The organism is Streptomyces sp. NPDC040405, assembly GCF_055595765.1.
Genome location: NZ_JBVIVI010000001.1, coordinates 1,108,520 through 1,122,143, shown reverse-complemented (window position 1 = coordinate 1,122,143; position 13,624 = coordinate 1,108,520). Strand labels below are relative to the sequence as shown.

At 69.8% G+C, this 13,624-nt stretch carries 11 protein-coding genes; all 11 read left to right on the top strand.

The genetic code is table 11. From position 1 onward, the window contains the following. The first annotated feature begins 54 nt into the window (after positions 1–54). The 11 genes from folC (at position 55) to ACZ59A_RS04955 (ending at position 13,556) form a co-directional block, all read left to right on the top strand. On the top strand, positions 55–1,575 hold the full coding sequence (folC, locus tag ACZ59A_RS05005) for a bifunctional tetrahydrofolate synthase/dihydrofolate synthase (RefSeq protein ID WP_470953586.1): 1,521 nt from the start codon (positions 55–57) through the stop codon (positions 1,573–1,575). Between the two features lies 1 nt (position 1,576). Continuing rightward, on the top strand, positions 1,577–1,930 hold the full coding sequence (locus ACZ59A_RS05000) for a DUF4233 domain-containing protein (RefSeq protein ID WP_470953584.1): 354 nt from the start codon (positions 1,577–1,579) through the stop codon (positions 1,928–1,930). Between the two features lie 90 nt (positions 1,931–2,020). Then, positions 2,021–2,434 (top strand): nucleoside-diphosphate kinase, encoded by a 414-nt coding sequence (gene ndk, locus ACZ59A_RS04995; RefSeq protein ID WP_468050118.1) that lies wholly within the window; start codon positions 2,021–2,023, stop codon positions 2,432–2,434. A gap of 308 nt (positions 2,435–2,742) precedes the next feature. Further along, positions 2,743–3,762 carry a rod shape-determining protein gene (locus tag ACZ59A_RS04990; RefSeq protein WP_039941926.1) on the top strand — a complete coding sequence of 340 codons (1,020 nt, stop codon included), beginning with the start codon at positions 2,743–2,745 and terminating at the stop codon, positions 3,760–3,762. A gap of 152 nt (positions 3,763–3,914) precedes the next feature. Then, positions 3,915–4,856: a rod shape-determining protein MreC gene (mreC, locus tag ACZ59A_RS04985; RefSeq protein ID WP_470953581.1), complete on the top strand. Its 942-nt coding sequence runs from the start codon at positions 3,915–3,917 to the stop codon at positions 4,854–4,856. 6 nt (positions 4,857–4,862) lie between these two features. After that, positions 4,863–5,609, top strand: a complete 747-nt coding sequence (mreD, locus tag ACZ59A_RS04980; RefSeq protein WP_470954648.1) for a rod shape-determining protein MreD — start codon at positions 4,863–4,865, stop codon at positions 5,607–5,609. Positions 5,610–5,676: 67 nt separating this feature from the next. Then, positions 5,677–7,824 carry a penicillin-binding protein 2 gene (gene mrdA / locus ACZ59A_RS04975; protein ID WP_470953578.1) on the top strand — a complete coding sequence of 716 codons (2,148 nt, stop codon included), beginning with the start codon at positions 5,677–5,679 and terminating at the stop codon, positions 7,822–7,824. 65 nt (positions 7,825–7,889) lie between these two features. Continuing rightward, the gene (gene rodA / locus ACZ59A_RS04970) at positions 7,890–9,023 is read left to right on the top strand and encodes a rod shape-determining protein RodA (RefSeq protein ID WP_468050166.1); all 1,134 of its coding nucleotides are present in this window, start codon (positions 7,890–7,892) and stop codon (positions 9,021–9,023) included. Between the two features lie 51 nt (positions 9,024–9,074). Beyond that, positions 9,075–10,643, top strand: a complete 1,569-nt coding sequence (locus ACZ59A_RS04965; protein WP_470953576.1) for a CYTH and CHAD domain-containing protein — start codon at positions 9,075–9,077, stop codon at positions 10,641–10,643. A 70-nt stretch (positions 10,644–10,713) separates the two neighbouring features. Then, positions 10,714–12,639, top strand: a complete 1,926-nt coding sequence (locus ACZ59A_RS04960) for a TIGR03960 family B12-binding radical SAM protein (protein ID WP_470953573.1) — start codon at positions 10,714–10,716, stop codon at positions 12,637–12,639. Between the two features lie 137 nt (positions 12,640–12,776). Next, the gene (locus ACZ59A_RS04955) at positions 12,777–13,556 is read left to right on the top strand and encodes a TIGR03936 family radical SAM-associated protein (protein WP_470953570.1); all 780 of its coding nucleotides are present in this window, start codon (positions 12,777–12,779) and stop codon (positions 13,554–13,556) included. Positions 13,557–13,624 lie beyond the last annotated feature (68 nt).

The window sequence follows — 13,624 nt, the reverse complement described above, 5'->3', positions numbered from 1 at the left end:
GGACCGCATGGGCGCTTCCTCGGCCTGTCAGGGGTCACTCGTAGACTGGTCGGTGTGAGCGAGCGCCCCCAGAACGAACCGGATGAACAGAACGAACCGGACGATTTCGACGAGATCGTCGGAGCCGAAACCGACCGCGACCCCGATCTGGCGGTGATCGAGGCGGGCAGCCGGACGCTGCGCGCGCAGTCCGGCCCGCCGCAGGGCGACGGCATTCCGGCCCGTCCCTCCGACCCCGAGGTGGATCGCGCGCTGCGCGAGGTCGAGGCGGAGCTGGCCACGCGGTGGGGCGAGACCAAGCTCGACCCCTCGCTGGTGCGCGTCGAGGCGCTGCTGGACATCCTCGGCTCGCCGCACCGCGCCTATCCCTCGATCCACATCACCGGGACGAACGGCAAGACCAGCACCGCCCGCATGATCGAGGCGCTGCTGGGCTCCTTCGAGCTGCGCACCGGGCGCTACACGAGCCCGCATGTGCAGTCCATTACCGAGCGGATCAGCCTCGACGGGGCGCCGATCTCCGCTGAGCGCTTCATCGAGACCTACCAGGACATCGCGCCGTACATCGGGATGGTCGACGAGCGGCAGGAGTACCGGCTGTCGTTCTTCGAGGTGCTCACCGGCATGGCGTACGCGGCCTTCGCGGACGCCCCGGTGGACATCGCGGTGGTCGAGGTCGGCATGGGGGGCTCCTGGGACGCCACCAATGTGATCGACGCGGACGTCGCGGTGATCATGCCGATTTCGCTGGACCACACCGACCGGCTCGGCACCACTCCGGCGGAGATCGCGGCCGAGAAGTCCGGGATAGTCAAGCAGGACGCCACGGTGGTGCTCGCGCAGCAGCCCGTGGAGGCCGCGTCCGTGGTGCTCAAGCGCGCCGTCGAGGTGGACGCCACGGTGGCCCGCGAGGGCATGGAGTTCGGGGTGGTCTCCCGCGAGGTGGCGGTCGGCGGCCAGCTGCTGACGCTGCGCGGTCTCGGCGGTGAGTACCCCGAGATCTTCCTCCCGCTGCACGGCGCCCACCAGGCGCACAACGCGGCGGTGGCGCTGTCCGCCGTCGAGGCGTTCTTCGGCGTCGGCTCCCAGCACGCCCGGCCGCTGGACCTGGACACCATCCGCACCGCCTTCGCCTCCGTCAGCTCGCCGGGCCGGATGGAGGTGGTGCGCCGCAGTCCGACCGTGGTGCTGGACGCCGCGCACAACCCCGGCGGCGCCCGGGCGGCGGCCGAGGCGGTCACCGAGGCGTTCGATTTCAGTCGGCTGATCGGCGTGATCGGGGCCAGCGACGGCAAGGACGTTCGTGGGCTATTGGAAGCCTTTGAGCCGATTTTCACCGAAATCGTGGTGACCCGTAATTCCAGCCATCGTGCGATGGACGCGGATGAGTTGGCCGGGCTCGCGGTCGAGGTATTCGGCTCCGATCGCGTACAGGTCGAGCCCCGCTTGGACGACGCTCTGGAGGCCGCGATCACCCTCGCGGAGGAGGAGGGCGAATACGCTGGTGCGGGGGTGCTGGTCACCGGGTCGGTCATCACGGTCGGCGAAGCCCGGCTGCTGATGGGAAAGGGCTGACATGCGGACGCTGTGCGCCTCCACGCTGATCGGTGAGTTCTTTGTGATCGGCTTCGCGGGGCTGGTCGCGATGAAGGTGTCCGGCCTGGCCATGGGCACCGTGTGGACGGTCTGCGGGATCGCCATGGCACTCTGTGTACTGCTGTGCGGGATGCTGAGCCGTCCCGGTGCGGTGCAGATCGGCTGGGCCCTGCAGATCGGGCTGGTGCTGAGCGGCTTCGTGGTGACCACCATGTTCGTCCTCGGCGTGGTCTTCGCCGCGCTGTGGTGGGCCTCGGTCCACTTCGGCCGCAAGGTGGACCAGGCGAAGGAGCGGTTCGCCGCGGCCTCCGCCGCCTCCCCTGACGCTGCGTGATGTGGCCGGAGATCACCCATGTAGCCTCAGCCGCACAGCTTCACCCGCATGCCCCCCTTCTTTTTATGTCACTGCCAAAGGAGCCCGCACGTGAGCCAGCGCACGCTCGTCCTTCTCAAGCCCGACGCCGTACGACGTGGACTGGTGGGCGAGATTCTCGGCCGGATCGAGCAGAAGGCGGGCTGGACGATTTCCGCCCTGGAGCTGCGCCAGCTGGGCCGTGAGCTGCTGGAGCAGCACTACGCCGAGCACGTCGGCAAGCCTTTCTACGAGCCGCTGGTCGAGTTCATGTCCTCCGGACCGGCCGTGGCGCTGGTCGTCGAGGGCGAGCGCGTGATCGAGGGCGTCCGGGCGCTGACGGGCCCGACCGACCCGATCGCCGCGGCGCCCGGTTCCATCCGTGGCGATTTCGGCACCATCGTTCGGGAAAATCTGATCCATGCCTCCGACTCCGAAGAGTCGGCCGAGCGGGAAATCAAGATTTTCTTTCCCGGTCTCGCCTGATCGCACCTGATCTCGCATCGATCGATCATCAGCTGGTCACACCCCTGCTGACCTGGGGGCGGTCGAATTTCTCGGCCGCCTCTTGGCATATGCGAGCCGATCGGGGGAACGCATCTCCGCGACACGACGTCACCATTAGAGGGGGCGGGCTCGTGTTCTGCTGACAATGGCGGAGGACCCCCGCAGCGTGTTCGCGCGGGCGTGACTACGATGAAGCTTCCGCGCCTCGCAGCGCACCACATCCTGCCGACCTCAAGCAAGCAATCGCTCCAGTAGGGAAGGCCTGACGTATCCTCATGGGGAACAACATGTCGTTCATCGGCCGTGACATGGCTGTCGACCTCGGGACCGCCAACACGCTGGTGTACGTCAGGGGCCGCGGGATCGTCCTCAACGAGCCCTCCGTCGTCGCCATCAACACCAACACCGGCGGAATTCTCGCCGTGGGCGCCGAGGCAAAGAAGATGATCGGCCGCACTCCTGGCAACATCGTCGCGGTGCGTCCGCTCAAGGACGGCGTTATCGCCGACTTCGAGATCACCGAGCGGATGCTGCGGTACTTCATTCTGAAGATCCATAAGCGTCGCTATCTGGCCCGGCCCCGGGTGGTCGTGTGTGTTCCGTCCGGAATCACCGGAGTCGAGCGCCGCGCCGTCATCGAGGCGTCCACGCAGGCAGGCGCCCGCCAGGTGCACATCATCGAAGAGCCGATGGCCGCGGCCATCGGCTCCGGCCTCCCGGTCCACGAGGCCACCGGCAACATGGTGGTGGACATCGGCGGCGGCACCACCGAGGTCGCCGTCATCTCGCTCGGCGGCATCGTCACCGCCCAGTCCATCCGGGTCGCGGGCGACGAGCTGGACAACGCGATCATCCAGCACATCAAGAAGGAGTACAGCCTCCTCCTTGGCGAGCGCACCGCCGAGAACATCAAGATCACGATCGGCTCGGCGTTCGAGAGCGAGGAAGAGGAGCACACCGAGATCCGCGGCCGTGACCTGGTCAGCGGGCTCCCCAAGACCGTGGTGATCTCCGCTGCCGAGGTCCGCAAGGCCATGGAGGAGCCGGTCAACTCCATCGTCGACGCGGTCAAGACCACGCTCGACAAGTGCCCGCCGGAGCTGTCCGGCGACGTCATGGACCGCGGCATCGTCCTCACCGGTGGTGGCGCACTGCTCCGCGGCCTCGACGAGCGGCTGCGCCGCGAGACCGGAATGCCCATCCACATCGCCGAGGATCCGCTGGATTCGGTCGCGCTGGGCTCCGGCAAGTGCGTGGAGGAATTCGAGGCGCTCCAGCAGGTGCTGGACGCCCAGCCGCGCAGATGACAACCAGGCGGATCGGCCGTGCGGGCGGTGTGTCGCCCGTACGGCGCATCGGCGGATCCGCTGATATACAGGCATAAGGCTCCTTAAGGACCGGACGGCCACAACGAGATCGGGACCGGTCCGACTTCGACGAGGAAGGCACGTCGCCGCACGTGAGGGACACACGAGAGAGCCGGCTGCTCCTGGTGCTGCTGATCGCCATCGCGTTCGCACTGATCACGGTGGACATCCGCGGCGGCGAGGACTCGCCCCTCGACGGCGCCCGTCAGGCCGCCGCTTCCGCCTTCGGCCCGGTGGAGGACGGCGTCGCGAGCGCCGTCGATCCCGTCGGCAACGCCGTTGCCGCCGTCCGGGACTCCGATGCGCGACACGACCGCATCAGTCAGCTGGAGCAGGAGAACACCAGACTCAGGCAGCGGCTCGGCAGCGACGACCGCAACCGCGCCCGTACCGTCGAACTCGACAAGCTGCGCCGGGTCGCGGGCACCGGTCAGTACGGCATCAAGGGCGCCGAGGTCATCGGCATCGGCGCCTCCCAGGGCTTCTCCTGGACCGTCACCCTCGACGTCGGCAGCGACGACGGCATCCAGCGCGACCAGACCGTCATCAACGGCGACGGACTCGTCGGCCGGGTCACCACGGTCGGCCCCTCCACCTCCACCGTGCTGCTCGCCATCGACCCCGACTTCACCGTCGGCACCCGGATGGAGAAGTCCAGCGAGCTGGGCTTCGCCACCGGCCGCGGCGACCGCTCCCTGCACGTCCAGCTCCTCAACGGCAAGGCCAAGATCAAGAAGGGCGACCGGCTCGTCACCTTCGGCTCCCAGGCCGACAAGCCGTTCGTGCCCGGCGTGCCGGTCGGCAAGGTGGTCCGCGTCGACCCCACCGGCGGCGACCTCACCCGCACCCTTCAGGTGCGCCCCTACGTCCGCTTCAGCAGGCTGGACATCGTCGGCGTGGTCGTCCAGCCGCCGCGCTCCAACCCGCGCGACACGGTGCTGCCGCCCAAGCCCGCGAAGCCCAAGCCGGCGCCCACGGTCACCGTCACGGCCACCCCCTCCGCCACCGCCACGAACCCGGCCAACAGGAGCTGACCGATGCTGCGCCTCAACCGTGTCCTCCTGTCCACCGTGCTCGTCGTCGTCGCGCTCGTCGTCCAGATCTGCGTCCTCGCCCGCCTCCAACTGCCCGGCGCCGTACCCGATCTGCTGCTGCTCGTCGTCCTCGGCCTCGCGCTGGTCTACGGCCACACCGGCGGCGCGCTGGTCGGCTTCGGCGCCGGTCTGCTCGCCGACCTCGCCCCGCCCGCCGATCACGCCGCCGGGCGCTATGCCCTGGTGCTGTGCGTCATCGGCTATCTGGCGGGGCTCGCGAAGCCCGAGAGCGGCCAGCTCCGGTCGGCCACCGGGCCGATGGTGGTGGTCGTCGCGGCGGCCATCGGCGCCACGCTGCTGTACGCGGGGGTCGGCATCCTCGTCGGCGACGACGCGGCCCGCCATGTGGGCCTGGGCCAACTGCTGTTCACGGCCGCCGTCTACGACCTGCTGCTGGCGCCCTTCGCGGTGCCGCTGATCATGGGGCTGGCCAGACGCGGGGAGAACGACCGGATGGCCGACAGCTCCGGCGGCACCGGCGCCGAGAGCGGCACCCGCTGGATCACCTCGGCGGGCAGCGTCCGAGCGGGCCGGATGAGCCGGTTCCGCCGCACCGGCCGCGCCGCCCGGTTCGGCGGTCTGGGCGGTGGCCTCGGCGGCGGCCTGGGCGGCAGCCTGCTGTCGAAGGCGACGAAGCGGTCCGGCCGGACGAAGGATGGCCGCGTCAAGCTCAAGGGGGTCAAGCGCCTGTGAGTACCGCCGCGCGCCCCGCTGTGAGCCCCGCCCTCCCGTCTCCCGCCTCCACCCTCGACGGAGCGCCATGAGCAATATCCCGGAGACCGGACGGACTCCCCGGGTCACCGTCCGCCTCGTCGCCATCCAGATCATCGTCTTCTCGCTCCTGCTCACCCTCGGCGGACGTCTCTGGTACCTGCAGATCCGCAACGGCGACGAATACACCGAGAAGGCCGCCAACAACCACGTCCAGCAGGTCGTCCACCCGGCGGTCCGCGGTTCGATACTGGACGCCCGCGGGGTGCCCATCGCCGACAACGAGACCCGGCTCGTCGTCTCCGCCAGCCGCACCGCGCTGATGAAGGAGCCCGACGACGGCGAGGCCGTCCTCACCCGGCTCGCGGACGTCCTCCACCTGAAGGCCAAGGACGTCAAGGACAAGGTCCGGCTGTGCGACGCCGAGACCCCGCAGCCCTGCTGGAACGGCTCCCCGTACCAGCCCATCCCGATCACCGACGAGGCCAGCGCCAAGCAGGCGCTCCAGATCCGCGAGCGCGAAGAGGACTTCCCCGGGATCAGCGCCGAGCCCACCGCCGTGCGCCGCTACGCCGCCCCGGCCGGTTCCAACGCCGCCCAGGTGCTCGGCTACCTCTCGCCGGTCACCGACGAGCAGATCAAGAAGGCCGAGCACACCAAGTCGCCGCTGCTCCGCTCCGACCAGGTCGGCTCCAACGGGCTGGAGAGCGAGTACGACAGCAAGCTGCGCGGCAAGGCGGGTGTGACCCGCTACGAGGTCGACAACCTCGGCCGCGTCATCGGTCAGCGGGAGAGCCAGCGGGCCCGGCCCGGCGACAACGTCGTCACCAGCCTCGACTCACGCGTCCAGGCGGTCGCGGAGAAGGAGCTGGACCAGGCGATGCAGGACGCCCGTAAGCAGTACGACCGGAACACCGGCACGAAGTACAAGGCGGACTCGGGCTCCGTCGTGGTCATGGAGGCCAAGACCGGCCGCGTGGTGGCGATGGCGTCCAACCCGTCGTACGACCCCAACGCGTGGGTCGGCGGTATCTCCGGCAAGGACTACAAGAAGCTCACCGGCAAGGACAGCAACTACCCGCTCCTGAACCGGGCGATCCAGGGCCAGGCGGCCCCCGGCTCGATCTTCAAGGTGATCCCGACGACCGCCGCGGTCAACGCCGGGTACGACTTCGGCGGGCCCTACCCCTGCACCAGCTCGTTCAACATCGGCAGCCAGGTCTTCAAGAACTTCGAGTCCGAGAACTTCGGCGGGATCAGCCTCGGCCGCGCGCTGGAGGTCTCCTGCGACACCGTCTTCTACCGCCTCGCCTACGACGAGTGGAAGAAGGACGGCGGCAACAAGCCCAAGAAGAACCCGGGGGACTGGTTCTACAAGACCGCCCACCAGTTCGGCCTGGGCAAGAAGACCGGCGTCGACCTTCCCAACGAGGTCAGCGGCCGGGTCCCGGACCGCCAGTGGAAGAAGGACTTCTGGAAGGCCAACAAGGACGCCTGGTGCAAGAACGGCAAGAAGAACGGAAGCTACACCCAGCGGCTTTCCTACGAGAACTGCCTCGAAGGCATGAAGATGCGCGCCGGTGACTCCGTCAACTACTCGATCGGCCAGGGCGACACCCTCGTCACCCCGATGCAGATGGCCACCATCTACGCGGCGATCAGCAACGGCGGCACGCTCTACGACCCGACCGTCGGCAAGGCGATCGTCAGCCCGGACGGCAAGCACATCCAGGAGATCAAGCCCAAGTCCCACGGCAAGCTGCCGATGAAGGGCCAGACGCGCGACCAGATCGACCAGGCGCTCGCGGGCGTCGCCACCCGGGGCACCGCCGCCTGGCGGTTCCAGGGCTGGCCGCAGGACAAGATCCCGATGCACGCCAAGACCGGTACCGCCGAGGTCTACGGCAAGCAGACCACCTCGTGGTTCGCGACGTACACCAAGGACTACTCGGTCGTCATGACGATCTCGCAGGGCGGCACCGGCTCCGGCGCCTCCGGCCCGGCCGTGCGCAAGATCTACAACGCGCTGTACGGGGTCGACGGCAAGGGCAAGATCAACGAGAAGAAGGCGCTGCTGCCCAAGCCGCAGGCCGACCTGCCCAAGATCTCCTCCGACGGCTCGATCGAGTCCCAGCCGGTGGGCAAGCCGCTCTCCCTGCTGGGCGACACCAGGCGGCGGGGAGGTGCGCAGCAGTGAGCGCGTCGACCCACGGCTACTCCGTCCCCCGTTTCACCCCCGAGCGCGGCACCTGGCGCAAGCTCATGGCGCGCGACTCGCTCGTGCGCCGTCTGGACTGGGTGCTGCTCGTCAGCTGCCTCGCCCTGTCCGCCATCGGCACCCTCCTGGTGTACTCGGCGACCCGCAACCGCACCGAGCTGAACCAGGGCGACCCGTACTACTTCCTGGTCCGGCACGCCCTGAACACCGGCATCGGGCTGCTGCTGATGATCGGCACCATCTGGCTCGGCCACCGCACCCTGCGCGGCGCGGTGCCCGTGCTGTACGGCCTGTCGGTCATCCTCGTCCTCGCCGTGCTGACCCCGCTGGGCTCGACCATCAACGGCGCGCACGCCTGGATCGTGGTCGGCGGCGGGTTCTCCCTCCAGCCCGGCGAGTTCGCCAAGATCACGATCATCCTGGGCATGGCGATGCTGCTGTCCGCGCGCGTGGACGCGGGCGACCGGCTCACTCCCGACCACCGCACCGTCGTCCAGGCACTCGGCCTGGCCGCGCTGCCCATCGCGATCGTGATGCTGATGCCGGACCTCGGCTCGGTGATGGTCATGGCGGTGATCGTGCTCGCGGTGCTCCTCTCCTCCGGCGCGTCCAACCGCTGGATCGCCGGGCTGATCGCCACCGCGGTGGTCGGTGCGCTGCTGATCTGGCAGCTGCACATCCTCGACCAGTACCAGATCGACCGCTTCGCCGCCTTCGCCAACCCCGCCCTGGACCCGGCGGGCGTCGGCTACAACACCAACCAGGCGCGCATCGCGATCGGCTCGGGCGGTCTCACCGGCAAGGGGCTCTTCCACGGCACCCAGACCACCGGCCAGTTCGTGCCCGAGCAGCAGACGGACTTCGTCTTCTCGGTCGCGGGGGAGGAGCTGGGCTTCCTCGGCGCGGGTCTGATCATCGTGCTGCTGGGCGTCGTCCTGTGGCGCGCCTGCCGGATCGCCCGGGGCACCACGGAGCTGTACGGGACGGTCGTCGCGGCCGGGATCATCGCCTGGTTCGCGTTCCAGTCGTTCGAGAACATCGGCATGACGCTGGGCATCATGCCGGTGGCCGGTCTGCCACTGCCGTTCGTCTCCTACGGCGGCTCGTCGATGTTCGCCGTATGGATCGGGATCGGGCTGCTCCAGTCCATCCGGGTGCAAAGGCCCGTATCGGCCTGATCCGGACTCCAGGGACTCCCGCTGGGCCTCCCGGGCGACTACATTCACGTCATGGTGGACATCATGCGGGAGATCGAACGCAAGTACGAGACCACCGATGACGGCGCCGCGACCGGCGGCCTCCCCGAGCTGGCCGGGGTCGCCGGAATCGCGCAGGTCAGGGACCAGGGCATGGTCACGCTCGACGCCACGTACTACGACACCCCCGGGCAGCGGCTCGCCGCCGACGGCGTCACCCTGCGCCGCCGCACCGGGGGCGACGACGCCGGATGGCACCTCAAGCTGCCGGTGGGTCCGGACGTGCGCGACGAGATCCGGGCCCCGCTCTCGGACGTGCTGCCCGCCCACCTCGCGGGCCTCGTACGCTCCCGCATCCGCGGCACCGGCCTCGTGCCGCTGGTCCACCTGCTGTCGGAGCGGAACGTCAGCCACCTCGTGGACGGCGAGGGCACGTTGCTCGCCGAGCTGTCCGCCGACCGGGTCACCGCGCGCCGCCTGGCCCCGGCCCCCGGCGATCCGGTGGGCTGGACCGAGGTCGAGGTGGAACTGGCCGAGGGCGGCGACCCCGCGCTGCTCGACGCCCTGGAACCGCGTCTGACGGACGCCGGGCTGCGCCGTGCCGATCTCCCCTCCAAGCTCGCCCGGGCCCTGGCCGAAACCGACCCGCGGCGCGGCGGCAAGAAGTCCGGCAAGAAGCTCACCAAGAAGCCCGGCAAGAAGAAGGCCGCGGCCAAGGCCACCGCCGGTGACATCGTCCTGGACTACGTACGCCGCCAGATCACCGCGATCGTCACCCTCGACCCCGCCGTGCGCCTGGACACCCCCGACTCCGTGCACCGCATGCGGGTCGCCACCCGGCGGCTGCGCAGCGCCTTCCGCTCGTACCGCAAGGTGCTGGACCGCACCGTCACCGACCCCATCGGCGCCGAGCTGAAGTGGCTGGCCGCCGAGTTGGGCATCGACCGGGACCGCGAAGTGCTCACCGCGCGCATCGGCGAACGGCTCGGCGAGGTCCCCGTCGAACTGCGGCTCGGTCCCGTCGCCGCCCGGCTGGAGATCTGGTCGCACAAGAGCCGCACCGGCTCGCGCGACCGGCTGATCGGCGTGCTCGACGGCGAGCGCTATCTCGCGCTGCTCGACACCCTCGACGCGCTCCTGGCCGCCCCGCCGCTGCGCGGGGCCGCCGACCGTCCGGCCGCCGAGGTGATCCGCAAGGCCGTGCTGCGCGACTACGAACGGCTCGCGGACCGCCTGGAGCCGGTCCTGGACGCCCCCTCGGGGCCCGAGCGCGACGTCGTCCTGCACGAGGCCCGCAAGGACGCCAAGCGGGCCCGCTACGCCGCCGAGGCCGCCCGCCCGGCGCTCGGCGCGCCCGCGAAGGCGTTCGCGGGGCTCATGACCGAGGTGCAGGAACTGCTCGGCGACCACCAGGACAGCGTGGTCGCGCGGGAGGCACTGCGCGAGCTGGCCATCCAGGCGCACGCGGCGGGGGAGTCCACCTTCACCATCGGCCTGCTCTACGGCCGTGAGGAGTCCCGCGCGGCCGCCCGCGAGCGCGAACTGCCCGGTCTGTGGGCCGAGGTCTCCCGCCGGGAGCACCGGGCGGCGCTGGAGAGCTGACCGTGGCGTAGCGGCCCGGGCGGGACCGGTACGCTAGAGGGTCACCCCTGTCCGCGCACGAAGGTTACTGATGTCTGTCGAGTCGGTCTTCCCACAGCTTGAGGCCCTGCTCCCCCATGTGCAGAAGCCGATCCAGTACGTGGGCGGCGAGCTCAACTCCACGGTCAAACCGTGGGACTCCTGCGACGTCCGCTGGGCGCTCATGTACCCGGACGCCTACGAGGTCGGGCTGCCCAACCAGGGCGTAATGATCCTCTACGAGGTGCTCAACGAGCGCGAGGGCGTGCTCGCCGAGCGCACGTACAGCGTCTGGCCGGACCTCGAAGAGCTGATGCGCGAGCACCAGGTGCCGCAGTTCACCGTGGACGCGCACCGCCCCGTGAGCGCCTTCGACGTCTTCGGCGTCTCCTTCTCGACCGAGCTGGGCTACACCAACCTGCTCACCGCGCTCGATCTCGCGGGCATCCCGCTGGACGCCGCCGACCGCACCGTCGACCACCCGGTGGTCGTCGCGGGCGGCCACGCCGCGTTCAACCCGGAGCCGATCGCGGACTTCATTGACTGCGCGGTGATCGGCGACGGCGAGCAGGCCGTGCTGGAGATGACCGAGATCATCCGCGCCTGGAAGGCCGAGGACCGTCCGGGCGGCCGGGACGAGCTGCTCTTCCGCCTCGCCCGCACCGGCAGCATCTACGTGCCGAAGTTCTACGACGTGGAGTACCTGGCCGACGGCCGGATCTCCCGCGTCGTACCGAACCGCTCGGGCGTGCCGTGGCGCGTCTCCAAGCACACCGTCATGGACCTCGACGAGTGGCCGTACCCGAAGCAGCCGCTCGTGCCGCTCGCCGAGACCGTGCACGAGCGGATGTCGGTGGAGATCTTCCGCGGCTGCACCCGCGGCTGCCGCTTCTGCCAGGCGGGCATGATCACCCGCCCGGTGCGCGAGCGCTCCATCACCGGCATCGGCGACATGGTCGACAAGGGGCTCAAGAGCACCGGTTTCGAGGAGGTCGGCCTGCTGTCGCTCTCCTCCGCCGACCACACCGAGATCGGCGACATCGCCAAGGGCCTCGCCGACCGGTACGAGGAAGACAAGATCGGTCTGTCCCTCCCGTCGACCCGGGTGGACGCGTTCAACATCGACCTGGCCAACGAGCTGACCCGCAACGGCCGCCGCTCGGGCCTCACGTTCGCCCCCGAGGGCGGCTCCGAGCGCATCCGTAAGGTCATCAACAAGATGGTCTCGGAAGAGGACCTCATCCGTACGGTGTCCACCGCGTACGGCAACGGCTGGCGGCAGGTGAAGCTGTACTTCATGTGCGGTCTGCCGACCGAGACCGACGAGGACGTGCTCCAGATCGCCGAGATGGCGACCAAGGTGATCGCCAAGGGCCGCGAGGTGTCCGGTAAGAACGACATCCGCTGCACCGTCTCGATCGGCGGTTTCGTCCCCAAGCCGCACACCCCGTTCCAGTGGGCGCCGCAGCTCAGCTCCGAGGAGACGGACGCACGGCTGGAGAAGCTGCGCGAGCGGATCCGCGGCGACAAGAAGTACGGCCGCTCGATCGGCTTCCGCTACCACGACGGCAAGCCCGGCATCGTCGAGGGCCTGCTCTCCCGTGGCGACCGCCGGGTGGGCTCGGTCATCCGTGCCGTCTACGAGGACGGCGGCCGCTTCGACGGCTGGCGCGAGCACTTCTCGTACGACCGCTGGATGGAGTGCGCCGAGCGCGCCCTGCCCGACTTCGGGCTGGACGTCGACTGGTACACCACCCGCGAGCGCACCTACGAGGAGGTCCTGCCCTGGGACCACCTCGACTCCGGTCTCGACAAGGACTGGCTGTGGGAGGACTGGCAGGACTCGCTCGACGAGACCGAGGTCGAGGACTGCCGCTGGACCCCGTGCTTCGACTGCGGCGTCTGTCCGCAGATGGACACGTCCATCCAGATCGGCCCCACCGGCCGCAAGCTCCTCCCGCTGTCGGTCGTGAAGTAGCCCTCGGGCAACCGGCCGGTCACAAAGTACGCTGGAAGGCGCACGGGCCGCACAGGCCCGTGCGCGACAAGCGAAGAAGCACAAGGAGCAGTCCCCTGGGCAAGCGACAGCCCGAAGGCCCGCCGCCCGCACCCGCGGTGCAGCGCATCCGTTTGCGTTACACCAAGCGCGGCCGCCTCCGGTTCACCAGCCACCGCGACTTCCAGCGCGCCTTCGAGCGGGCGCTGCGCCGCGCCGAGGTGCCCATGGCGTACTCGGCGGGCTTCACCCCGCACCCCAAGGTGTCGTACGCCAATGCCGCACCCACCGGCACCGGCAGTGAGGCCGAGTACCTGGAGATCCAGCTCACCGAGGTGCGGGACCCCGAGAAGCTGCGCGCGCTGCTCAACGAGTCGCTGCCCACCGGGCTCGACGTCACCGACGCCGTCGAGGCCCGCACCTCCGGGCTCGCCGACCGGCTCCAGGCGTCCGTATGGGAGATCCGGCTCGACCGGGTCGACCCGGCGGAGGCCCAGCGGGCCGTGGCCGCCTTCCTGGAGGCCGAGACGGTCGAGGTCGAGCGCCGGACGAAAAACGGCATGCGCACCTTCGACGCCCGCGCCGCGGTGGCCCGCCTGGAAGCGGACGCAGGTCGGGGCGATAGGCCAGGCGACGATGGCTGTGCGATACTGCGGCTGGTAGTACGGCATCTGACACCTGCCGTGCGACCCGACGACGTCCTGTCCGGTCTCCGCGCCACGGCCGACCTGGCGCCGCCGGTCCCCGCAGCGGTGACCAGGCTGGCGCAGGGGCTGCTCGATGAGGAGTCCGGCACGGTGACCGACCCGCTCGCGCCCGATCGCGAGGCAGTTCAGGCCGCCCCACCCACGGCCGCCGAGCTGACCGCCGCGATGGCGGCGCCGGAAGGTTCCGCGTAAGGACCGCCGTCGATGCGCCGCCCAGGCACTTGGGAGCCACCCGGGTCCGGCAGGCGCACTGACCAGGA